Here is a 21701-nt window from a genome sequence, read left to right as displayed (position 1 = left end):
GGACATTGCTAAACACCTTCGCCCTCTTGCATGAGTGAGTCAATCAACAAGGGCGACAGGTAGCCTGACACGGAGGGCGTTTGAAAAAAGTGCCTCGCCGTAAGGGCGAAACCGCCAGCGGCCGTTACCGCAGGAATGGATATGTACACCAAGAAAGAGAATGGTCGTCTATCAGGACGCCTTCGCGAGCAAGCTCGCTCCCACAGTTTGATCTGGGTACATCTGATGGAGATTGGTCGGCTGTCAGGCCGCCATCGCAGGCAAGCCAGCTCCCACAGTTTGGACGGAGTACATCAGTAAAAAACTGGTTGGATGTGAGGACACCATCGCGAGCAGGCTCACTCCTACAGGTTGAACCGTGTGCATCAGTGAGCCGTAACCCGCTGGCGCATCCCCGAATTGCTGGGCGACAACGCCAACGCCAACTGCGTCCGATTATGCATATGCGTCAAACGCAACACCTGCGACACATACAGCTTCACCGTGTTCTCGGTAATCCCAAGCTCACAGGCAATCTGATAATTGGTCTGCCCCTTGCCCACCAACCGCGCCACATCCAACTGACGAGGCGACAACTGATTGAAAATCGCCGGCATCTCCACCCGATCCACATCACTGACCTCAGCATCGCCAACATCCGCCTGAGGCCCACGTCGAACCTTATCCAGATCCTGATACAAATCATCGATCGACTCAGACAGATACTGCAGCTTCTGATTCAAATGCCCCAGTTGCAGATTTTTCTGCCGTTCATGCAACGCCACCTCCTGACGCCGAACCCCTTCAAGCAACTCAGCCAGATCGACCGGCTTCTGATAATAATCAGCAAACCCGGCCCGCAGCGCCTTGATCACATCCTGCTTGTCCGCACGCCCCGTCAACATGATTGCTTCAAAGGCCCGGTGCTTGCCAGACAACCGCTGCAACGCCTGAACCAGCTCAATCCCGTCCAGCCCAGGCATCTGCAAATCACACAGCACCAGGCCGATATCCAGATCCTCCTCAAAGCGCTCGATCGCCTGCTGACCGGACTCACACGGAATACAGCCATAGCCCTTGCTCTCGAGGAATTCGCACAGTTCCTCCACGATCAAAGGCTGATCATCGACCACCAGGATTTTTACCGCAGACGTAAACTTATTCACGCGCCACTCCATGCTCAGGCCAACGCTGACCGCTCCTGTACTGACAGCCCCAAGCTGTACAACCAGTGATTTGAAAGTAGACGCACTTTCTGACTCTGTACATAGAACGGGCGGCTAGTGAATCCAGGCGAACGTGAACAACAACCCCACCAACACAAAGGGCGCAAATGGCTGCTTCCTTGACACTCCCGGCTCCAGGTATCGAAGACGAGTCCTAAGCCCTTGACCCAAATGAAGCCAGACTCTTGGCGCTAGCAACAGCCATAAAACACTGGCCAATGCGGCACCGATAAAGCTGCCCAGCAGGTGCATACCGTCCGTCGCGAGACCCAAGGCGCCCATCAGTTTTACATCGCCCGCGCCCATGCGGCGCAACGCATAACCGGGCAAGGTGAAGGCCAGCGCCAGCAACAACGCCCAACCACCCTGCGCGGCCTCGGCGCCCAGCCAGGTGGTATCGGTCCACAGCAACCAGGTCAGCGCCAACGCACCTGCGCCGAGGGTCAGGCTGTTGGCGATGTGCTTTTCCCGGGCATCCTGCGCCGCGCAAAGCGTCAGCCAGATCAACAAAACAAGGCTTTGCATTCGGTAAAAAACATCCGTTATGGCTGAATGATTCTATGCTGATATCACGCTGTGACAGTCAGGGTAGACGCACTCATGAAATCAAGCCTCCCCCGCAAGCAAAAAGGCGCCGTTGCGATCGAGTTCGCCTTGGTGTTCGTACTTTTTTTCGCCGTGTTCTATGGGATTGTGAGTTACAGCTTGCCGCTGTTGCTGATGCAATCGTTCAACCAGTCGACCGCCGAAGCCGTGCGCCGTAGCGTGGCGGTGGACCCGAGCGCCCCCGGTTACGCGGCGTTGGTGCAAACCACCGCGGCGGCCGAACTGACCCGGCAACTGGCCTGGATTCCCGCCGCGCTGAACTTCAATGCCGCTACCGATTCCACCATCAGCTTTGTCGCCGGGGTGCTGAAGGTGCAAATCAATTACCCCACCAGCAAGCTCAACCGCGTGGTGCCGTTTCTGGTGCTGCCGGGGATCGGCTCGGTGCCCAATCTGCCGGCGACCCTCAGCGCCAGTTCGAGTCTGCAATTTTGAGCTCCGGGGACAAACTGTTCGGCCGTCTGCTGAACCGTCCACCGCCACAGCCTGTGGCCATGCCCGACACCCTGTGCGTGCAGAGTGTCGGCCTGCAGTTGTACCTGGATGCCGAAGGCCGGGTGATTCATCAGACGGGACCGCTGCGGCATATGCTGGCCCAACAGATTCCAGCCGCGCAGTCCCCGCTGCTGGTGGATTACCTCATGCCTCACAGCAGTCTGGTGGTCGAAGGCGCGCCCGCAGACTGGCAGGGACAGACTCTGGACCTGGACTTCTACACCGTCAGCGGACAACCGCTGCACCTGCGCGGCTGGGTCCAGTCCCTGGAAAAAAACTGGTTGTTGCAGTTGCTCGACATCGGCGACGTCTTGCTCGAGCGCCGGCAATCTCGCAGCCGCGAACAGAACCAGTTACTCGCGGCGAAGATCAGCGAACAGCTGCGCCTGTGCAGCCTGGCGCGCCTGCCCGATGTGTTGCTGGATCAGTTGCAGGTCTTGGCGCAACGTTTTCACATCCCCTGCATCGCGGTGGCGTTGCTCGATGAGCAGGCGCAGGGCTGGCAAATTCATCAGCAATTCGCCGCCCTCGATGCGCCGAAGCTGTGGCAAAACGCTCAGCGCCTGGGCACCGGGCTCGACAGCTTGAACGGTTCGGTCGCACAACACCTGACGCCCTCCATGCACCCGCGCCTGCAAGACATCTTCGGTCACGCCGACGGCTTGGCGGTGCCCTATTACGACGCTCACGGGGTGGTCGCCTGGTTGCTCTGCGGTGTGTATACGGCGCAGCAACGTGCCCCGGACCTGAACGACAGCGACTGGTTGCAACTCACCGCCGCACTGGCCAGCCCGCTGCTGGAGCGCCTGCGCGAGCATCGCCATCAATTGCAACTGGAGCGGCTGGAGTCGCTGCAAGGATTGCTCGGCACCGGTTGGTGGGAAGCGTTCAGCGACAGCGCCGAGGTGCAATTGGCGCCGTCGCTCGCCAGTGTGCTGAACCTGACGAGCACGCAATTACCGCTGAGCGAATGGCTCGACCACATCCACCCCGCCGACCGCGAAGAACTGCGCAGTCGCCTGCAGGATTTGCAGGACGCCGGCACTCCGTTACTGCTGTGCGTGCGCCTGCACCGACCCGATGCAACACACGCGCCGATCTGGTATCGCCTGCAAGGCCAGGCTCTGGGCGCCGGCAAACAGCGGCGTTTAGTCGGCTTCATGCTCGACATCAGCGACATCAAGAATCAGCAACAGAACGCCGCCACCGCCCATGCGCGGCTGGACAATCTGATCGCCAGCTCACCCGCGGTGATTTACGTGCAGCGTTACGTCGAAGGCGCGTTGCAACCGACGTTTTTCAGCGACAGCCTGCTGCCGCTGCTCGGGCTGACCCTCGCCGATTGCAGCGCCGGGGCCTTGATCGAACGTATTCACCCGCAGGACCGCGATCAGTATTTCGAGCGCACCCGGCAGTTGCTGCGCGAAGGCTCGGTGCGCGCCCGTTATCGAATGCGCGACCATCGCGGCGATTACCACTGGCTGCTCGACGAAGCCAAACTGCTGCGCGATGACCTCGGCCTGCCGGTGGAAGCCGTCGGCTTGTGGCTGGACGTCACCGAAGCGACCCTGGCCGCCGAACAAGTGAAACAGAGCGAAGAGCGCTACCGGATTCTGGTCGAAGACTCGCCAGCGATGATTTGCCGGTATCGCCCGGACCTGACACTGACCTTCGGCAACCGGCCGTTGGCGACTTATCTGGAATGCCAGCCCGAACAACTGCCCGGGGTGAATCTGGGCCAATGGATGTCGGACGAACAGCGCGAAGCGTTCGTGCAGCGGCTCAGTCAACTGAGCCCGGAATTCCCGGTGAGTACCGCGGAAATCAACCTGCAACTGCCCGGCCGGGAGCATGCGTGGTGGGTCTGGTCGGATCGCGGGGTGTTCGATGAGCAAGGGCACCTGCTGGAGATTCAGGCGGTCGGGCGCGATAACACCGAAGTCCGGCGTTCGCAGCAGCAGCTCACGCAGAGCGCCAAAATGGCCACCCTCGGCGAAATGGCCACCGGCCTGGCCCACGAAATCAATCAGCCGCTGAACGTGATGCGCATGGCCATCGTCAACGTGCTCAAGCGCCTGAGCACCGGCGAGGTGCAGATCGACTACCTGACCGACAAGCTCAACCGCATCGATTCACAGGTCCAACGCGCCGCGCGGGTGGTCGATCACATGCGCGTGTTTGGTCGCCGTTCGGAAATCGAACAACATCCGTTCAACCCGGCGCAGGCCATCGAAGGCACGCTGTCGCTGCTGGGCGAAGGCATGCGCGGCAAAGGGGTTGAATTACGCGTCAGCGAGACCGGTTTTGACGTGCAAGTGCGCGGCTACGTCGATCAGCTGGAGCAGGTGTTGATCAACCTGATGGTCAACGCCCGGGACGCGCTGCTGAGCAAACGTGAGGCCGACCGCGAGTTCAAGCCGTGGATTTCGGTGTACGCCGAACGGGATAAACAGTCGGTGCGGTTGTGGGTCGAGGACAATGGCGGCGGCATCGATCCGCGGCTGATGGAGAAGATTTTCGAACCGTTCTTCACCACCAAACCGGTCGGCATCGGCACCGGGTTGGGGTTGTCGGTGAGCTACGGCATCGTCGAGAACATGGGTGGACGCCTGAGCGTGCGCAACTCGGTGGAGGGCGCTCGGTTTTGCATCGAACTGCCGGTTGCTCCGCCAGATCAGATCACCAGTGACGCCCGGCCGGAGTGACAGCTGAGGTTGGCGCCGACCTGGATTTTCCCGACCTCGATCCCGAGGGTTTTCAGGACGGTGTTGAGCAGGTTGTCCAGTAGCGGGCTGAGGATCGAGTTCAGCGTTGTCGTCAATAGCGACAGCACGCTGGTGAGCAGTGAATTCAGCAAGTCGAAGACAGCCTGTAACAGAAAACCGGGACTGAATGATGGCGTGTGGACAATCAATGGCAAGGGATTGATCGCCTGCGACAAACCGGCGATCGCGTTGGTGGCGGTCAAGGTGTAAGGCGGATTGGAGGGGGCCAACCCGACTTTCGGTGGGTTGATGAACGTGGTTGAGGCACTGGTCGGCACGACGGGGCTGTCGATCCTGAGTTCAGCGCCACCGCCGGAAAAGGGCACGCCGGCATGCCGGATATCGAGCAAGGTGAAGGGCGTGACGCTCATAGGCCCGGCCGAAGATGCCCAATTGGAGTTGACGCGTCCGACCCGCAATTCAGCCACGGTGGTGGTGGTGAAAGCGGTCAGGCTTTTATTGGTCTCGCTGACGCAGGTGTAGTCGGTGACGTAACTGCTGCCCCCACCCGCTTCAAGACTCACGTCCAGATTGTGATCGGGCAATACATACAAATCGAGTCCCAGTAACCCGGTGACAACAGACAACGTGCTCGTCACCACGCCGAGCAGATTGGTAGCCAGCGACAAATCCACGCTCACCAATACCCGGACCTGCGCGGTGCGTACATAGATTCGATTGGCCCCCAACGGCGCCAGTTTTGCCAAGGCCGGGTTACCGACCACGGATAACTGTGGCGGCTCGATCACCTTGATATTTGCCGTGGCCCCGAGGCCCAACCCCAGCAGATTCACCGGAAGCGTACCCGTCACCGCACTCTTGCTGTTGCCCAGTTCGATAAACGCCTGGACCAGTTGAAAGGCGTTCACGTTAGCGTTCAAACCGGACGCGGTGCTGCCCGTCTGCAACTGCAGGATGTCACCCAAATGCACTTTGAGCGGGTTGACGACAGTGCTGGCCAGGCCATTCAGACCGGTTTGCACGTCCGCCGTCGCGCCATTGGCCTGGGCTACCGTCGCGGCGGCCCGCAGCAGTTGACCCACGGTGGCGTCGGCACCGAGCAGTTGCGTGTAGTCGCCTGCGGTGACATGCAGGTCGATAGCGAGTTGATCCATGTACTTGAGCAGGTTGATATTGGCGGCGACCAAACCGTTCCAATTCGCGATCGTCAGGTTGATAGGCGCACCGCTCAGACCGGACAAAAAGCCGTTCAACAGATTCACGTCAACCAGCGTGCTGCGAATACTCAACTGGGCAACGGGCGGCCCCGCAACACCTGCGACTGCCGTAGCACTCAGGTTAATGGTCGAGTTGGCAGGCGCGCCGCCGAACATGGCGCCGAGGCCGCCGACCAGACTCTGCGGCACCACATGGCTGGCGATTACCCGGATCGCCTCGCTTTTGCTCGGGTCAGCCGCGAACACCCGAATATTGCCGGCGTTCACGTTCACCACGCCGCAGGCAACGGCCAGGGTGCGGCCGGCGCTGGGGATGGCGAAACCATTGCGTTGGGCGCTGGCGCTGGCGTAGGTGACGGCGGAGGCGCCGGCCAGGCAGTCGCCGCCCCGTGTCGCGGCTTCCAGCGCGGCCATGTCGGCGACCCGTTGCAGGTTGCGTTTTTCCAAGTAGAGCCGACCGCTGTCGACCACCACCAGCAAGAACACCAGCGCCATTGCCAGGGTCAGCGCCGCCATCAAACCAATCGCCCCCCGTTGCCGGGCCGGTCCACGAAACTGCAAGCGGGGAGACATCGCGCACTCCTTTGCCGGTGCACAGCCGGGGCTTTCTCCGTTGGTGAAGAGCAGTGTAGACAAGGGTTGACCAGACTGCTGGCAACTCGCCAGCCCAGACAACAAAAACCCTGTGGGAGCGAGCCTGCTCGCGAAGAGGCCGGCACATTCAACATCTATGTCGAATGTCAGTCCGTCTTCGCGAGCAGGCTCGCTCCCACAGGGGTGAGGTGGTGTTAGTGAGCGAGTTTGGGTGGGTAGTTGGCGAGGATGCGCGTCACGGTTTCGTGGATCGCAGTGCTGCGATCCGACGGGTTCGGCGAGCCGCTGAGCAATTGTTCGTCGCTGCCGCGCCACACCAGTTTGCCGTCCTTGCCGTCGAGCAGGTCGATCTGGATGGTCGCCACTTTGTAGCTGACGTTGCGGGTTTCGTTGTACATCGGCGCGCCCCAGTAACCGTTCCAGGGGTTGCCATAACCGCCGCCATAACTGGTGGTGACTTGTTGCTGGCGCTCTTCGACGATCAGATAAGTCTGTACGTTCAAATCGCCCCGGGTGCCGGTGGCGGCCGGACGCAAGCCTCGCTGATCGAGCTGATCGGTCACCGATTCACGGATGCGTTGTTCGGTCAGGTCACTCTTGATCCGCGGATCATCCGGGCGGTATTGCAGGGCGGGTTCTTTCCAGCTCCAGCTGCGGTAGGCGGCAAAATCGCGGCTGGCGTCAAAGTCATGATTGACCTGGTTGGCGGCGCAGGCACTGAGCAGCGCGGCCACGGCCAGTACAGCGAGACGGCAGAACATGTTCTTTCTCCGGTTGAGGCAAAACCAGCGGAATGCTTCTTATCTACAGAAGCTAACTGGGAGGATACGCCGACATTGCCTTTTCTACAGCCTTTCGCAGGGCATCGGCTTGTTCGCTCTGGCTGCCGCTTTGGCCGGTTTCGGCGCTGCCGCTCCACACGGGCTGACCGGTGCCGGCGTCGTACAGATCCACCTGCACCACCAGGACTTGCTCCTGATACGTGCGCACGATCGGCACGCTGCCGTACATGCCGTAACCGTTGCCATAGTGGTTGTAACCGCCATAACCAGCGCCGTAGTAACCGTAATCGTCCTGCTGCTGGCGCCAGCGGGTTTCCTGGTGCAGGTTGGCACTGACAAACAGGTCGGCCGGACGGTTATCGTGCAGCGGACGCAAGCCGCGCTGATCGAGGGCATTGCTGACCACTTCGGCCACCTGCGCCGGGTCCGCCCAAGTGGTGCCCGGCGGGAGGCGCCCGTCGAGCCACGCCCAGCTGCGATAACGCCCATAGTCATGAGGTGGCGCCGGGTAGGCGCTGCGATCGAACACCTTGGCGGCGCCGGGCGGCGCCGGCGGAATCGGGTTCGACGACGCCACATACGGGTTGCTGCCTTGGCAGGCGGCCAGCCCGAGACAGATCACCAGTAACCCTGAACGACTTTTCATTTCGAGCTCCGATCAGACCGGCCGACAGATCCAGTGCAAATAGCGCCCAAGCCCGGCAAAGCTCGGGTGACGACGGTGGGCCAGTTCCATTTCGAGCAGGTCCACCAGTTCGGCGCGGGCCTGGAATTCCACCGGCATGTAGTCGTGAAAAACCCGCACTCCACTCTGGCTTTCGACCTGCCACAGGCCTTCAAGTTGCGCCGCCAATTCACGCGGGTCGAGCGGTTGTTGCGGGGTCAGGCTCTGCTTTTCGCCAGCCATGTCGTTCTTGCGCATCTTGCGAAAGTGGCCCTTGAGCAGGTTGCGGTAAATCAACGCATCGCGGTTGTAGAAGGCCAGGGACAACCAGCCGTCTTTTTTCGTCAATTGATGCAATACCGGCAAGATCGCGTGAGGTTCGGCGAGCCATTCCAGCACGGCATGGCACAGCACCAGGTCGTAGGGTTCGGTGAGCTGACCGAGCAGCTCTTGCCACGGCGCCTGAATGAACGTTGCGCTCTGCCCCGCCTCGGCGAAACGTTGGCGGGCGCCTTCGAGCATCGGCTCGGCCGGCTCGGCCAGCGTGACGTCATGACCGCGCTGGGCCAGCCACAACGACATGTGGCCCAGGCCGGCCCCGATATCGAGCACACGCAGCGGCCGGTCCGGCAGCGTTTCTGCCAGGTCGGCCTGAAGCACCGCCAGGCGAATCGCGCCTTTAGCCCCACCGTAGATTTTTTCGGCGAAGCGTGTCGCCAGTTGATCGAAATGACGATCGCTCATCAGCTGAACCTCTTTTCACTGTCCGCGAGTTTGCTGCGCACGACTTCATTCATGTCCAGCCCCAACTCGCTGCACAGCAGCAATAAATAGAGCACGATATCGCCGACTTCCTGCCCGGCGTGGGCGAGTTTGTCGGCCGGCAGCTGACGCGACTGGTCTTCGGTCAGCCACTGGAAAATCTCCACCAGCTCGGACATTTCCACGCTGGCGGCCATGGCCAGGTTTTTCGGGCTGTGAAATTGCCGCCAGTCATTGCGGTCACGGATGGCGTGCAGGCGTTCGGTCAGTTCAACAAGGTTCATCGGGCTCTCCTGAAGGCGTATAGCTTCGGGGGGATGGCCGGGGATGGCAAGGGCGCTTTTCCCACAGGTGCAATGCAACCCTCTATGCTTGTGGGGAACTCGCCACCGCGATCAATGGCCCAAGGCTCAACCACTTTCATCAGGACGTTAACCACATGCAGGTAGAAGGTTTTTTCGAATGGCTCGGCCAGGCGCTCGGTTCGGTCATCCGCTTTATCGTTGACGCCCTCAGTGGCCTGTTCAATCTGTTGAGCCACGCCGGCAGCAACTTTGTCGATGGGTTGTCCCGGACGCTGGGGATGGACACTTCGATCATCAGCATCATTGCGCTGATCCTGGGGTTGATGCTGTTGTGGTCGGCGATTCGGGCGTTCATGAATGCATCGATCATCATGGGGATTATCTGGTTGCTGCTGGGGCTGTGGCTGCTGAGCTGGATCATCCACTAACACCCAAAATCCCAATGTGGGAGCGAGCCTCCCGCTACAATGCCGGCTTCGCCAAGGAGCCTGCATGTCCAACCTGATTGCCGACTGGCGTGACCGCCCGACCCATCGCCGGGTCTGGGCGCTGGCTGCGCCGATGATTCTGTCGAACATTTCCGTACCGCTGGTGGCACTGGTCGACAGTACGGTCATCGGCCACCTGCCCCACGCCCATCAGTTGGGCGCCGTCGCAGTCGGGGCCAGTTTGTATACCTTCCTGGCCTGGGCCATGGGCTTTCTGCGTATGGGCTCCACCGGTTTCGCCGCGCAGGCGGCCGGACGCGGGGATGGTGCGGCGTTGCGGCAGATTTTGCTGCAAGGCCTGTTGTTGGCGATGGGCCTGGCGATTGTCCTCGGTGCTGTGGGCGTTCCCTTGAGCGGCGTCGCGCTGCACTTCATGCAACCGTCGGCAGAGCTGGATCAACTGACCCGCGAGTTTTTCCACACCCGGCTGTTCGGACTGCCAGCGGCGCTGGCCAGTTATGCACTGGTCGGCTGGTTCCTCGGCACCCAGAACGCCCGGGCGCCGCTGGCGATTCTGCTGAGCACCAACCTGGTGAACATCGCGCTGAACCTGTGGTTCGTCCTTGGGCTGGAATGGGGCGTGGTCGGCGCAGCCCGCGCCTCGGTGATTGCCGAATGGACCGGCGCACTGATTGGCCTGCTGATGACGCGCAAAGCCCTGCGTGCCTACCCCGGTCACATCGTCTGGGCCGCGTTGGCGCTGTGGCAGAGTTGGCGGCCATTGCTGGCGGTCAATCGCGACATCTTCATCCGTAGCCTGGCGCTGCAATCGGTGTTTTTCCTGATCACCGTGCAGGGCGCGCGACTCGGTGATGCCACTGTTGCCGCCAACGCGCTACTGCTCAATGGCTTGCTGCTGACGGCCCACGCACTGGACGGATTGGCGCATGCCGTGGAAGCCCTGTGCGGGCACGCCATCGGCGCCCGTGATCGAGAGGCGTTGCGGCGTTCTCTGGTGGTCGCCTGCGGCTGGTCATTGCTGGCGAGCCTGGGTTTTGCCGTGCTGTTTGCGTTCGCCGGGCATCTGTTTATCGAGATGCAAACGAACATCCAGAGCGTGCGCGACACCGCGTTCATCTACCTGCCCTACCTCGCCGCGTTGCCGCTGATTGCGGTGTGGAGTTACCTGCTCGACGGGTTGTTCATCGGCGCCACTCGCGCCCGGGAAATGCGCAACGGCATGCTGCTGACCGTGGTCCTGCTGCTGCCCTTCGCCTGGCTGCTGCAAGGCTTGGGCAACCATGGACTGTGGATCACCTTTCTGCTGTTCATGGTGTTGCGCAGCCTGACTCTCGGCGCGTTCGCCTGGTATTTGCGCAAGAACGACGGCTGGTTCACGGGATGATGGGGTCAGGGTCCTCGTTGGGTTGATCGTTCTGCCACAAGGTGCGCAGGCTATCGAGACGCGCCTGCTGGGTGGCTCCGGACAAAGGCAGTTCAGGCTTTGCGCCAGGGTGCTGCAAACGTAGCCACAACCAGCCATCGAGCACCGGCCGCTCGCTGAAGCCCAGCGCCAGCCCTTCTTTCAGATGGGACCATAGACGTGGGTAGTCACGACCGGTGGATTGGCTCCAGCACCAGGCATGCTGCTCCAGCAGGCAGGTTTGCAAAGCGTCCCGCTGACGCGCGCTGAGGTCTTCCTCAATCCCTAGCGGTTTGACCACAAGCCCCGGATTGAACAATTGCTGCCAGCCCTGACAACCGATGGCCCGATCAGCCCAGGTTCCACCGAACCAGCGTATCTGCCTGATCGGACCGAGCCAGCGACTCAGTTCCCGGGCATCGCACGCATCGAAAAAATAGCTGGCCGTGTACGGGTTGTAGTAACTCAACAAAGCGCGGTGATGCAGGCCCACGGTGACGGTGAGCATGCGTCGCAAATGTTCGAGCAATTGCGACGGCGATGCTTCACTGACCAGCCACAACCCGCTCCAGAGATGGGGCTCGCCCAGGCAACGTTCGGCCAGTGCCGGGCACCCCTTGAGATCAATCAGCACCGGCCCGTGATCCCGTAACGACTGCCATTCGGTGTCGTCAAACAGCCCGTACTGTCGAGCGGGGGCAAATTGTCGGCGCCGCGTCGCTGCGGCCCCGGGTTCGCCCGGCGCATCGAGCAACAGCCATTGTGAGGTTGGATCGGGAGCCTGGACGGCAATCATGGTGTACCGCTCTGGCCAAGCTGCGTCGCTGCCCGGCACGCACAAAGGACATGTGTGCAATGTACGAAACTGCCCCCGCCGGGCAGCAGACACAGCAACACCAACGGTTCGCCGGACTGCAACAGGCGCAACAATCCGTCAACCGACACATTGTCAGCGGCCATCGGTGCAGGCTGAGGATCGGCCGAGCCGGGCGCTTGGATGACCGGCGGAGCGCAAAGAAACCCGGTGATAAGCGGTTGATCGGGATCGCCTTCGATAAAGCTCACCAGCACTTCAAGCCCCTCTCTCAACGGCATGGTGTGGGCGCTGCTCAATTCGGGTGCCATCGACAACCAACAGTGGCTGGGGGCTGCGCCTTCGCCCTGATAGAGCCAGTCAAATTGCACCGCGACAGGCCTGGTTGCATCGGGTCGAGGCTCATCGACCTCAACCACCCAAGCCCGTTGCAGGCTATGCATCCGCGGACCCATGACCGAATTGGTCGTCACATGAGGCAGCTCTGCCCCGCCCTTAACGTGCCCGTCACCAACCACCAGACAATGACCACGCCTGCGGTGCTCGAAGTGATAGTGCAGGCGTTCCTGCGCACACAGCCGCTGGAAAAATTGCAGGTCCGATTCCTGATACTGCGTGCAGAAATCCCGAGGCGGGTAATCGCCGGTCAACTCGAAACGCCTATCCTTGCCCGCAATGCCATGTTCCTTGAGCACCTGGGCGAGAATCTCCGGTACCGAACGGTTGCTGAAAATACGCTGGCTGAACCGCTGGGCCAGACACGCCAGCTTCGGCCTCAGGCGCACACGACAACGCCTGGGTGTGGCGCCCTGCCCGGCCTGGACAAGCTCATGCAACTGTCCGTGAAAACCGTTTCCCGGCGGACCGACATGCAAAAAGGCCGGCCGGTACAACAGGCTTGCCAGGTCGAGTGCCGGATCATCGATCAGCAGATCCAGGTTGAACTCAAAGGGTTGGCTGATCGCTTCACTGCCGGTAAAGGCCAAGACCGCAAAGGGATCGGGCAGGCCCTCAACATCCAGACGAAATGACGGCTCGTTGGCTGGATCGAACATCGGCGATTCTCTACAGGAGGGGCGGCTGGGGATTCTCTCCGAGAGAGTTGGCCGAGTAGAGTGCTGAACTACAACTTAGGAAATGACCTACGCGAAAAGAGGACCACATCGCAGGGATAGACGTGTATGTGAGTCATTTCGCACGAAAATAAAGACGCGTCGCACCAGGTCATCTGAAATTTCCGCAGCATGCGGAATATTTTCAGACAACCTGATGAGAGCAGTGACCTGCCTTAAGAAGACAGGTAAGACGAACGGGTCAGGCCCAGGCGCAGAGCGTCGAGGAACTGGGTGCGCTCGGCAGCGGTGATGCGGGCACTGGCGCACTTGTCGCGGTAGTGGGTCATCAACTCTTCCGGCGACAAGTGTACATAACGCAGCATGTCTTCGATGGTGTCGTGGGTTTCGATACCCGCGTGGTACACGCTGCCGTCGGCGTTCTGGTAGATGTTCACCGAATCGGTGTCACCGAACAGATTGTGCATGTCGCCGAGGATTTCCTGGTAAGCGCCGACCAGGAAGATACCCAGCAGGTAGTCTTCACCGTCATTCAGCGCATGCACCGGCAGGCTGGTTTCGATGCTCTGCTCGTCGACGTATTGCTTGATCTTGCCGTCAGAGTCGCAGGTCAGGTCTTGCAGCACGGCGCGGCGCAGCGGCTCTTCGTCGAGACGGTGCAGCGGCAGGATCGGCAGCACCTGGCCGATGGCCCAGGTGTCCGGCAGGCTCTGGAACACCGAGAAGTTGCAGATGTACTTGTCGGCCAGCTTGTCGTTGAGTTCGTCGAGCACCTGGCGGTGCGAACGCTGACGGGCTTTCAACGAGTTGTGCAGGCGACGGCATACGGCGAAGTAGCATTGCTCGGCCAGGGCTTTTTGCGCCAGGGTCAGCTTGCCATCGGCATACTGGGTGGCCACGTCGCTCATGTAGTGCGTCGCGCGCCAGTAGGTTTCGGTGACCATCTCGATGTCGGTCGGACCCAGCAGGTCAACCAGCCACTGCACGGTTTCCGGCAGTTCTTCCTTGCTGTCGATCTGCGGTACGTCGTCGTTGTGTTTCTCGACGTCGGTCACCTGCACCACCAACATGGCGTGGTGAGCGGTCAGGGAGCGGCCGCTTTCAGAGAAGATGTTCGGGTGCGGCAGGTTCTGCGCGTCGCAGAACTCCTTGAGCATCCCGACCACGACACCGGCGTAATCGTCCATGTCGTAGTTGATCGAACTGGCGTTACGCGAATGCGTACCGTCGTAGTCCACGCCCAGACCACCGCCCACGTCGATGTGATCCACCGGCAGGCCGAGGTTGCGCAGTTCGCCGTAGTAACGGATCGCTTCCTTGAAACCGTGCTGGTAGTCCGCCAGGTTGGCGATCTGCGAGCCCATGTGGAAGTGCAGCAGGCGAATGCCCTGATCCAGGCCAGCGGCACGGAAACGCTCGACCACCGACAGCAACTGCGCCGCCGACAGACCGAATTTGGATTTCTCGCCGCCGGTGTCCGCCCATTTGGACGAGGCCAGGGACGACAGACGCACGCGCAGGCCGACCTGAGGCTTGACCTTCAGCGACGCCGCTTCTTCGATCACCAGGCCGACTTCGGATTCTTTCTCGATCACGATAAAGACGTTGTGACCCAGTTTCTGGCCCATCAGCGCCAGACGAATGAATTCGCGGTCCTTGTAACCGTTGCAAACGATGGTGCCGCCCTTCGGCGCCAGCGCCAGCACGGCCAGCAACTCTGGCTTGGAGCCGGCTTCCAGACCGATGGAGACATCCTGGGTAGCGATGATGTTTTCGATCACCGCTTCTTGCTGGTTAACCTTGATCGGGTACAGCGCGGTGTACTTGCTCTGGTATTCCAGACGCTCGATGTTTGCATCGAAGGCGCCGGTCAGCTGACGCACGCGGTCTTGCAGGATATCCGGGAAACGCACCAGCAATGGCAAGGACAAACCGCTTTTGCGCAGTTGGTCGACTTGCTCGAACAGATCAATAGGCGAACTGGTCGGACCGTTCGGACGAACTTCGACGCGACCGGCGTCATTGATCGCGAAATACCCGGCCCCCCAATGGCGAATCCCGTAAACACTGCGGCTGTCCGCAACTGTCCATTGGCTGCCATCGTCTTTGCGTGTGCGTCGTACGGACATTGAAGTCCCCTATAAAGAAGTCATAGAGCGTCGCCTGGGTTCAGGCCGGCGCAGTCTAAAGAATGAAAATGACGATTAGCCTGCATGCAAGGGCGATAGACCGCACATTCAGGTTTGAGTTTAGAAACCGGTCAGAACAGGCTCTGTGAAAACCATGTTGGCGACGCCAGACCCGCTGTCAGGACTGGATCAAGCCGAGGGTGGTTTTCACAGAGGCTGCTAGCCGCCGGACTTCTTCGCTTTGAAACCGAGTTTGATCAGCTCGCCCAAGAGTAGCTCGACATGATCGCCCTGGATTTCAATGATCCCGTCTTTCAACGCTCCGCCTGTGCCACAACGCTTCTTCAACGTGGTGGCCAGATCCTTGAGCGCGTCTTCGGCCAACGGCACGCCGGTGATGGTGGTCACCGTCTTGCCGCCACGGCCCTTGCTTTCGCGACGCACGCGAGCGATGCCGTCGCCGGCAGGGATAACGGTCTGTTTGCAGATACAGGCGTCCACCGGTTTACTGCAATCCGGGCAATGACGACCTGCGTCGGTGGAAAATACCAGGCCACCAAGGGCGGCGAAGGATGCGGCTTTTTTGGCCACCGGCAATCCTCTTGGGAGGACAAAGACTGGTCGCGGCGACTTGGGAAGCCGCCATCGACCGCGAAGCCCCACTCAGGCAGGGGCAGCGCTACTGAACCAGGCATGCCGGTTCAGCTTGAAAAGGTCGCGCAGTGTAACGGCAAAAAGCCGACTTGCTAAGAGCCAATCGGCGCCAATTTATAGCTCTTTTGCGACGCCATCCCGTTGCGCGCGCAGATAGCGCTTCAACGCCGCCAGAGAGTCCGGGCAATAAGGCTTTTGCTCGATTTCCAGCATGACCTGATCGATGGGCATGAAGCGCGCTTCAAGCACCTCTTCAGGCTGCAGAATCAATGGCCCGTCCCAGACCGCCGAAAACGCCGAACACCAGAGCCGGTTGCCGGTGTCTTCAAAGAAGAAGTGATCGTGGGCGGTCAGTTCCACCCCGCTCACGCCCAGCTCTTCCTCCAGCTCGCGGGCGGCTGACTCGGCGTAGGTTTCGCTGGCGAGCACCATGCCCCCCGCCGCCACGTCCCAGTACCCCGGATAAATGGCTTTGCTCAGGGTTCGGCGATGCACACAGAGTTCACCGGCGCAATTGAACAACATGATGTAGGTGCCGCGCCCGATCAGCCCGCGCTCGCGCAAGTCGGAACGGACCAAGGCGCCAAGCAGGTTGTCCTGCTCGTCGACCCAGGCGATCTGTTCGGCATCCGAGGCCGCCCGATGAGCGACCTCTTTGGCGTTATCAACCATGACTCAGCCTTGATTGAGCAATTGACGCAGATCGATCACTGCGGCGTTGGCCCGGGAAATGTAGTTGGCCATGACCAGCGAGTGGTTGGCCAGCACACCGAAGCCGCTGCCGTTGAGGATCATCGGGCTCCAGACCGGTTCTTGTGATGCTTCCAGCTCACGAATGATCTGGCGCACGCTGACCGTGGCGTTTTTCTTGGCCAATACGTCGGCGAAGTCGACTTCGATGGCGCGCAACAAGTGCGAGAGCGCCCAGGCCTGGCCGCGAGCTTCGTAGAACACGTTGTCGATCTGCATCCACGGGGTTTCGACGATTTCTTCGTCAACCTGTGGCACTTGCCCTGGCGCGAGAACTTCGGTTTTCAGCGAAGTGTTGAGTTTGACCCGGCCAACGCTGGCCGACAGGCGTTGCGACAGCGAACCCAGGCGGGTACCGACGTCACCGAGCCAGTTGTTCAGGTTGTCGGCGCGGGCATAGAACAGTGCGCTTTTCTGGTTAGGATCGGACAAACGCGCCTGATAGCGGCTCAGGGAATTGATGCCTTCCTGATACTCGGACTCACTGGAAGGCAGCACCCAGCTCTTGTTGTCGAAGTTGAAACGAGGTTCGGCCTTGGCCAGGTCGGCGTCTTCGGCCGATTGCGACTGGGAACGGGCGAAGTCTTTACGCAGTGCGCGGCTCAGGTCGCGAACCTGAACCAGCACGCCATATTCCCAGCTTGGCATGTTGTCCATCCACAGGCCCGGCGGGAAACGGTCGTTGGAAATATAGCCACCCGGCTTGGTCAGCAACGTACCGGCGACGGTCTTGAGGGTTTCCACCGTGGTGTAGCCGACGACCATCTGCTTACCTTCTTTTTCGGCAGCGATCTGGGCATTTTGCTGGACCGGAAACAGCGCGGGCTCCTCGCTCCAATACCAACCCAGGGCAATCGCCACCAGCAAGTAAAGACCGATCAAGGTGGCCAGCGCCCGGCTGAACAGCAGGCCGCCGATATAACTGCGGGTGGCCGACTTCGGTTCAGCGGCACGTTCAGGGGCGCTGCCCGCGCGGTTCTTCCAGTCCAGCATGGCGATATCCTTTCAATCACTTGAGTTCATCGGTTCGACCACAACCCTACGCCATCGTGCCTCGTTTTGCCGCGTAATAATCGGCGCGCTGCCGTGAGCCAGGATTGCATCGTCGAGGCGTCACTATAAAGGAAGCACACGCCTTGAGCCTATCCGACCGACCGGTCATAAACTGAATGAGGCCGCATTACAGATTATTGACGTACGACACTCGTGCAATTGCAAAGAGGTGCTAGCATAGAGCCACCAGTCGATCTCAGCTTTTACCCTAACTAGTAGTCAGGATATGACCGAGCCAGAAGACCCCAGCCGTGAGCGCCTCAAGCACCACTTTGCCCAGCGGGTAATTCATCAGGCACGTCAAATTCTTGAGATCTGGCAGCGCCTGCAACGCAGTGAGTGGTCCACCACCGACTTATCGGAACTGAGCGAGGCCAACTTGCGCCTGCTGCGGTTTGCCGAGCGCTTCGAACAACCGGAACATACTCAACTGGCACGTCACATCGGCCAGTCGCTGGAGGCTGTCGACGCCAATCGCGGACGCCTGAGCAGTGGGCTGATCACCGACCTCAATCGCTTGATGCAGCGCTTGTCGCGTACCGGCCTGCGCCATGGCGATCAGTACGAGCAAACCTTCCTGCCGCCGTTGCGCAAGCCGATCTACGTGATGTTGCAGGATCACGACCGCGCCGAGCGCCTGGCCAAGCAACTGGAATTTTTCGGGCTCAGCGCCCAATCCCTCGACAGCGTTGCCGCATTCCGTTCCTCGATGGTCGAGCGCTTGCCGGCGGCAATCGTCATGGACGTGGACTTCAGTGGCGCCGGTATCGGCCTGAAACTGGCTGCCGAAGCTCAGGAAGGTCTCGATCATCGCCTGCCGCTGTTGTTCTTCAGCCTGCATGAAACCGACACCCCGACCCGCCTCGCCGCCGTGCGCGCCGGTGGCCAGGAGTTTCTCACTGGCACCCTGGAGGCTTCGAGCCTGCTGGAGAAAATCGAAGTCCTGACCTGCGTCGCGCAGTACGAGCCTTATAAAGTGCTGATCATCGACGACTCCCGCGCCCAGGCCCTGCACACCGAACGCCTGCTCAATAGCGCCGGGATCGTCACGCGCACGTTGATCGATCCGATTCAGGCCATGGCCGAACTGTCGGACTTTCAGCCAGACCTGATCATCCTCGACATGTACATGCCGACCTGCACCGGTACGGAACTGGCCAAGGTGATCCGTCACAACGACCGTTACGTCAGCGTCCCGATCATTTACCTGTCGGCCGAAGACGATCTGGACAAGCAACTCGACGCCATGAGCGAAGGCGGCGACGACTTCCTGACCAAGCCGATCAAGCCGCGCCACCTGATCACCACCGTGCGCAACCGCGCGGCACGGGCACGCAACCTGAAAGCCCGGATGGTCCGCGACAGCCTGACCGGTTTGTACAACCACACGCACATTCTGCAATTGCTTGAAGACTGCAGTTTCCGCTCTCGCCGCGAGAACAAGCCGCTGAGCTTTGCGATGCTCGACATCGACCACTTCAAACGGGTCAACGACAGCCACGGCCACCCCATGGGCGACCGGGTGATCAAGAGCCTGGCGCTGTTTTTGAAGCAACGCCTGCGCAAGACCGACTTCATCGGCCGCTATGGCGGTGAAGAGTTTGCGATCGTGATGCCGGACACCGACCTCGCATCGGCCTACGCCGTGCTGGATGAAATTCGTCAGCGCTTTGCCGAAATTCACTATCCGGCCCAGCCACAAGACCTGTGGTGCACGTTCAGTGCCGGTGTGGTTGAGTTGTGCGAGCACTCCGACAGCCTGATGATGGCCAGTCAGGCAGACGAGGCGCTCTATCGCGCCAAGGACGCCGGACGAAATCGTGTTCAGGCGGCGCGAACGTCACAGCAAAGTGCCACTTTTTCATCGGAATTCACCGATTCGGTCATAACCCTGTAACACAAACGCAATAAATTCAGGCGCTTACCATTCTGCCGTTGGTAGATCCGCCATGCGCCTGAAGTTGCTGACCAATCTCAATACTCTCCTTTTAGTCGCCGTCTGCGTGGCCCTTGGCGCCACGCTGTGGTGGTCGCAAAAGGCCTTGGAGCGTCCCTATCTGCTGATGGAGCGCTACCTGGGGCTGTCCCAGCAATTTCAGAATGAAGTCGCGCGCAACATCGAGGACTACCTCGCCAGTGGCGATGCCCTGCGCCTGAGCAGCGCCAGCCAGGCGATTGATGTCTTGCAAAAAGAGCTGGGCGAGTTGCCACCGGCCCTGGCCGACACCTTGCGCCCGAGCCTGTCGACGCTGGATGAGTTCAGCAAAACCGATCTGTTGGCCGCCGGCAAACTCGCGGGTGATCCGCAGGCGCTGCTGCTGCAAGCCGAACGCGAACTCGGCGCCAGCCTCGACCAGCTCAGCCAGTACGCCAGCGCTGACGCGGCCTACCTGACGCCACTGCTCGCCGCCTCTCAACACCTGGGCAAACTGTCGCTGGCCCGGGACAAACTGGTCAGCAGCGGCCGCAGCGAACTGGCCGCCGACGTCGAGCGCGAAGTCGCCAACATCCGTACTCAGGCAGAACTGTTGAGCGGCTTGCCACTGCTCGGCGTCGCCGCCAAGACCGAATCCAGCACCGATGATTTTGCCTCGATGATGGGGCTGGAGAACAACGAGAAAGCCGCTGCGGAAGACGCCGGTGTCGGCCTCAAGCGTGAACTCAACAGCCTGCTGACGCGCTACCCGGCCGAGCTGTCGCGCACCCGTGACCAGATTCAGAAACGCACTGACCTCAGCGCCGCCACGCACCTGAAAATCGCCGACGTGCAACAAGCGATTGCCGGGCTCGAACCGGTGGTCCGCGCCCAGCACGGACAGATCCAGGGCGAAGTGCGCTTGATGCAAGGCGTGATGATCGGGTTGATCCTGCTGATCGCCTTGCTCATCGATACCCTGCAACGACGCCTGGCCCGAACCCTGACCAACCTCGCGCCGGCCCTGTCCACCTGGGCCGAAGGCGACTTCAGCCGCGACATCGAACTGGGCAACACCAATCGCGAATTGCATGACATCCAGGCGTCGCTCAATCGCTTGCGCGCCTACCTGGTGGATCTGGTCGGGACCATTCGTCTCAACGCCGAGCAAGTCGCCGGCAGCAGCCGAACCCTCGCCGATTTGAGCAATGACCTGCACAGCGGTGCCGAACATCAAGCAGGCGACACGGCCCTGATCCGCGACTCCCTCGGTGAACTGGAGGCGACCATTCAGCAAGTTGCCGGCGATGCCAGCCAGGCCGCGGACGCCAGTCGCCATGCTGGTCTGGCCGTTGAACACGGCCAGAAGGTCATCGGCCTGAGCCTGACCGGCCTGCATGCGCTGGTGGGTGAGGTACAGGGCAACGCGCAGATGATCGAGCACCTGGCGGAAGAGTCGGCGACCATCGGCGGCGTGCTGACGGTGATCCGCTCGATTGCCGACCAGACCAACTTGTTGGCCTTGAACGCCGCCATCGAGGCGGCCCGCGCCGGCGAGATGGGTCGCGGGTTTGCGGTGGTGGCGGAAGAGGTTCGCTCACTGGCGCAACGCACCGCAGGCGCTACGGCAGAGATCCAGACGCTGATCGCCGGCCTGCAAACCGCCGCACGTCAATCGGTAGAGGGCATGCGCGCACAGGTGGAACACGCCGAAGCCACGGCCAATCAGGCGCAGGCGGCGGATGGTGCGCTGGACAAAATCGTCGGCGCGATCCAGACCATTGCCGACACGGCCGTGCGCATCGCCGATGTCACCGCCCAGCAGAGCGGTGCGGTCAGTGAGATTCGCGACCACAGTGAGCGCATTCACCAATTGGGCGGGGATAACTTGCTGCGCATTGGTGAAGGGCGTGAGCAAGGGGAGAACCTGTTGGTGCTGGGCGGGCGACTGCGTACGGCCGTTCAGGCTTTCCGCGTCTGACAAATTGCCTTCGCGAGCAGGCTCGCTCCCACAGGGATATGCATTCCCCTGTGGGAGCGAGCCTGCTCGCGAAGGCGTCGGCACAAACACCACCGAACGCCCCGCCCTGCACACCCGCCCGCCGT

At 60.9% G+C, this 21701-nt stretch carries 19 protein-coding genes; 6 read left to right on the top strand and 13 right to left on the bottom strand.

The window, feature by feature from the left end:
* Positions 1-365: 365 nt before the first annotated feature.
* Positions 366-1145, bottom strand: a complete 780-nt coding sequence (locus ACWKV5_RS10310) for a response regulator (protein ID WP_483841190.1) — start codon at positions 1143-1145, stop codon at positions 366-368.
* A 114-nt stretch (positions 1146-1259) separates the two neighbouring features.
* Positions 1260-1730 (bottom strand): prepilin peptidase, encoded by a 471-nt coding sequence (locus ACWKV5_RS10305; RefSeq protein ID WP_483841183.1) that lies wholly within the window; start codon positions 1728-1730, stop codon positions 1260-1262.
* 75 nt (positions 1731-1805) lie between these two features.
* Here ACWKV5_RS10305 and ACWKV5_RS10300 point away from each other — a divergent pair, with 75 nt between their 5' ends.
* Together ACWKV5_RS10300 and ACWKV5_RS10295 are read left to right on the top strand one after the other, a co-directional pair.
* Positions 1806-2246 carry a TadE/TadG family type IV pilus assembly protein gene (locus tag ACWKV5_RS10300; RefSeq protein WP_483841182.1) on the top strand — a complete coding sequence of 147 codons (441 nt, stop codon included), beginning with the start codon at positions 1806-1808 and terminating at the stop codon, positions 2244-2246.
* Complete coding sequence (locus ACWKV5_RS10295) at positions 2243-5011, top strand: PAS domain-containing sensor histidine kinase (protein ID WP_483841181.1); 2769 nt, start codon at positions 2243-2245, stop codon at positions 5009-5011. The genes ACWKV5_RS10300 and ACWKV5_RS10295 overlap by 4 nt, the downstream gene beginning before the upstream one ends.
* On the opposite strand, the gene ACWKV5_RS10290 is transcribed toward ACWKV5_RS10295, so the two are convergent.
* The 5 genes from ACWKV5_RS10290 to ACWKV5_RS10270 all read right to left on the bottom strand — a co-directional run bounded on the left by ACWKV5_RS10290 (position 4981) and on the right by ACWKV5_RS10270 (position 9335).
* Positions 4981-6822 (bottom strand): pilus assembly protein TadG-related protein, encoded by a 1842-nt coding sequence (locus ACWKV5_RS10290; RefSeq protein WP_483841180.1) that lies wholly within the window; start codon positions 6820-6822, stop codon positions 4981-4983. The two genes, ACWKV5_RS10295 and ACWKV5_RS10290, sit on opposite strands and share 31 nt — an antisense overlap.
* 215 nt (positions 6823-7037) lie before the next feature.
* Positions 7038-7604 (bottom strand): DUF4136 domain-containing protein, encoded by a 567-nt coding sequence (locus ACWKV5_RS10285; RefSeq protein ID WP_483841179.1) that lies wholly within the window; start codon positions 7602-7604, stop codon positions 7038-7040.
* A 52-nt stretch (positions 7605-7656) separates the two neighbouring features.
* The gene (locus ACWKV5_RS10280) at positions 7657-8271 is read right to left on the bottom strand and encodes a DUF4136 domain-containing protein (RefSeq protein ID WP_483841178.1); all 615 of its coding nucleotides are present in this window, start codon (positions 8269-8271) and stop codon (positions 7657-7659) included.
* A 12-nt stretch (positions 8272-8283) separates the two neighbouring features.
* On the bottom strand, positions 8284-9033 hold the full coding sequence (locus ACWKV5_RS10275; RefSeq protein ID WP_483841177.1) for a methyltransferase domain-containing protein: 750 nt from the start codon (positions 9031-9033) through the stop codon (positions 8284-8286).
* On the bottom strand, positions 9033-9335 hold the full coding sequence (locus tag ACWKV5_RS10270; protein ID WP_007947666.1) for a MazG-like family protein: 303 nt from the start codon (positions 9333-9335) through the stop codon (positions 9033-9035). The genes ACWKV5_RS10275 and ACWKV5_RS10270 overlap by 1 nt, the downstream gene beginning before the upstream one ends.
* 155 nt (positions 9336-9490) lie before the next feature.
* Here ACWKV5_RS10270 and ACWKV5_RS10265 point away from each other — a divergent pair, with 155 nt between their 5' ends.
* Together ACWKV5_RS10265 and ACWKV5_RS10260 are read left to right on the top strand one after the other, a co-directional pair.
* Entirely contained in the window at positions 9491-9784 is a 294-nt protein-coding gene (locus ACWKV5_RS10265; protein ID WP_483841176.1) for a hypothetical protein, read from the top strand.
* Positions 9785-9848: 64 nt separating this feature from the next.
* On the top strand, positions 9849-11189 hold the full coding sequence (locus tag ACWKV5_RS10260; RefSeq protein WP_483841175.1) for an MATE family efflux transporter: 1341 nt from the start codon (positions 9849-9851) through the stop codon (positions 11187-11189).
* Here ACWKV5_RS10260 and ACWKV5_RS10255 read toward each other — a convergent pair.
* The 6 genes from ACWKV5_RS10255 to ACWKV5_RS10230 all read right to left on the bottom strand — a co-directional run bounded on the left by ACWKV5_RS10255 (position 11179) and on the right by ACWKV5_RS10230 (position 17620).
* Positions 11179-12003, bottom strand: coding sequence for a DUF4123 domain-containing protein (locus ACWKV5_RS10255; RefSeq protein ID WP_483841174.1), 825 nt, complete (start codon positions 12001-12003; stop codon positions 11179-11181). The two genes, ACWKV5_RS10260 and ACWKV5_RS10255, sit on opposite strands and share 11 nt — an antisense overlap.
* The gene (locus tag ACWKV5_RS10250; protein ID WP_483841173.1) at positions 12000-13076 is read right to left on the bottom strand and encodes a contractile injection system protein, VgrG/Pvc8 family; all 1077 of its coding nucleotides are present in this window, start codon (positions 13074-13076) and stop codon (positions 12000-12002) included. Before ACWKV5_RS10250 ends, ACWKV5_RS10255 begins: the two co-directional genes overlap by 4 nt.
* 233 nt (positions 13077-13309) lie before the next feature.
* A complete protein-coding gene (gene speA, locus ACWKV5_RS10245; protein ID WP_483841172.1) occupies positions 13310-15223 on the bottom strand; it encodes an arginine decarboxylase in 1914 nt (637 codons plus the stop codon).
* A 219-nt stretch (positions 15224-15442) separates the two neighbouring features.
* On the bottom strand, positions 15443-15814 hold the full coding sequence (locus tag ACWKV5_RS10240) for a translation initiation factor Sui1 (protein ID WP_008031278.1): 372 nt from the start codon (positions 15812-15814) through the stop codon (positions 15443-15445).
* A gap of 177 nt (positions 15815-15991) precedes the next feature.
* Positions 15992-16549, bottom strand: coding sequence for an NUDIX hydrolase (locus ACWKV5_RS10235; RefSeq protein WP_483841171.1), 558 nt, complete (start codon positions 16547-16549; stop codon positions 15992-15994).
* A 3-nt stretch (positions 16550-16552) separates the two neighbouring features.
* Positions 16553-17620, bottom strand: a complete 1068-nt coding sequence (locus ACWKV5_RS10230; RefSeq protein WP_123435973.1) for a DUF2333 family protein — start codon at positions 17618-17620, stop codon at positions 16553-16555.
* 286 nt (positions 17621-17906) lie between these two features.
* Between ACWKV5_RS10230 and ACWKV5_RS10225 the strand changes: the two genes are divergently transcribed.
* Both ACWKV5_RS10225 and ACWKV5_RS10220 read left to right on the top strand, forming a co-directional pair.
* Positions 17907-19577: a diguanylate cyclase gene (locus ACWKV5_RS10225; protein ID WP_483841170.1), complete on the top strand. Its 1671-nt coding sequence runs from the start codon at positions 17907-17909 to the stop codon at positions 19575-19577.
* 52 nt (positions 19578-19629) lie between these two features.
* Positions 19630-21576: a methyl-accepting chemotaxis protein gene (locus tag ACWKV5_RS10220; protein ID WP_483841169.1), complete on the top strand. Its 1947-nt coding sequence runs from the start codon at positions 19630-19632 to the stop codon at positions 21574-21576.
* Positions 21577-21701: the final 125 nt, after the last annotated feature.

Source organism: Pseudomonas oplopanacis (assembly GCF_057128725.1).
The sequence above is the reverse complement of the archived record's forward strand: the minus strand, read 5'-3'. Positions and strand labels throughout refer to the sequence as shown.

Coding starts and splice junctions, on each gene's coding strand:
- ACWKV5_RS10305 (WP_483841183.1), bottom strand. CDS start 1,730: ATGCAAAGCCTTGTTTTGTTGATCTGGCTGACGCTTTGCGCGGCGCAG.
- ACWKV5_RS10300 (WP_483841182.1), top strand. CDS start 1,806: ATGAAATCAAGCCTCCCCCGCAAGCAAAAAGGCGCCGTTGCGATCGAG.
- ACWKV5_RS10290 (WP_483841180.1), bottom strand. CDS start 6,822: ATGTCTCCCCGCTTGCAGTTTCGTGGACCGGCCCGGCAACGGGGGGCG.
- ACWKV5_RS10285 (WP_483841179.1), bottom strand. CDS start 7,604: ATGTTCTGCCGTCTCGCTGTACTGGCCGTGGCCGCGCTGCTCAGTGCC.
- ACWKV5_RS10280 (WP_483841178.1), bottom strand. CDS start 8,271: ATGAAAAGTCGTTCAGGGTTACTGGTGATCTGTCTCGGGCTGGCCGCC.
- ACWKV5_RS10275 (WP_483841177.1), bottom strand. CDS start 9,033: ATGAGCGATCGTCATTTCGATCAACTGGCGACACGCTTCGCCGAAAAA.
- ACWKV5_RS10270 (WP_007947666.1), bottom strand. CDS start 9,335: ATGAACCTTGTTGAACTGACCGAACGCCTGCACGCCATCCGTGACCGC.
- ACWKV5_RS10265 (WP_483841176.1), top strand. CDS start 9,491: ATGCAGGTAGAAGGTTTTTTCGAATGGCTCGGCCAGGCGCTCGGTTCG.
- ACWKV5_RS10260 (WP_483841175.1), top strand. CDS start 9,849: ATGTCCAACCTGATTGCCGACTGGCGTGACCGCCCGACCCATCGCCGG.
- ACWKV5_RS10255 (WP_483841174.1), bottom strand. CDS start 12,003: ATGATTGCCGTCCAGGCTCCCGATCCAACCTCACAATGGCTGTTGCTC.
- ACWKV5_RS10250 (WP_483841173.1), bottom strand. CDS start 13,076: ATGTTCGATCCAGCCAACGAGCCGTCATTTCGTCTGGATGTTGAGGGC.
- speA (WP_483841172.1), bottom strand. CDS start 15,223: ATGTCCGTACGACGCACACGCAAAGACGATGGCAGCCAATGGACAGTT.
- ACWKV5_RS10235 (WP_483841171.1), bottom strand. CDS start 16,549: ATGGTTGATAACGCCAAAGAGGTCGCTCATCGGGCGGCCTCGGATGCC.
- ACWKV5_RS10230 (WP_123435973.1), bottom strand. CDS start 17,620: ATGCTGGACTGGAAGAACCGCGCGGGCAGCGCCCCTGAACGTGCCGCT.
- ACWKV5_RS10225 (WP_483841170.1), top strand. CDS start 17,907: ATGACCGAGCCAGAAGACCCCAGCCGTGAGCGCCTCAAGCACCACTTT.
- ACWKV5_RS10220 (WP_483841169.1), top strand. CDS start 19,630: ATGCGCCTGAAGTTGCTGACCAATCTCAATACTCTCCTTTTAGTCGCC.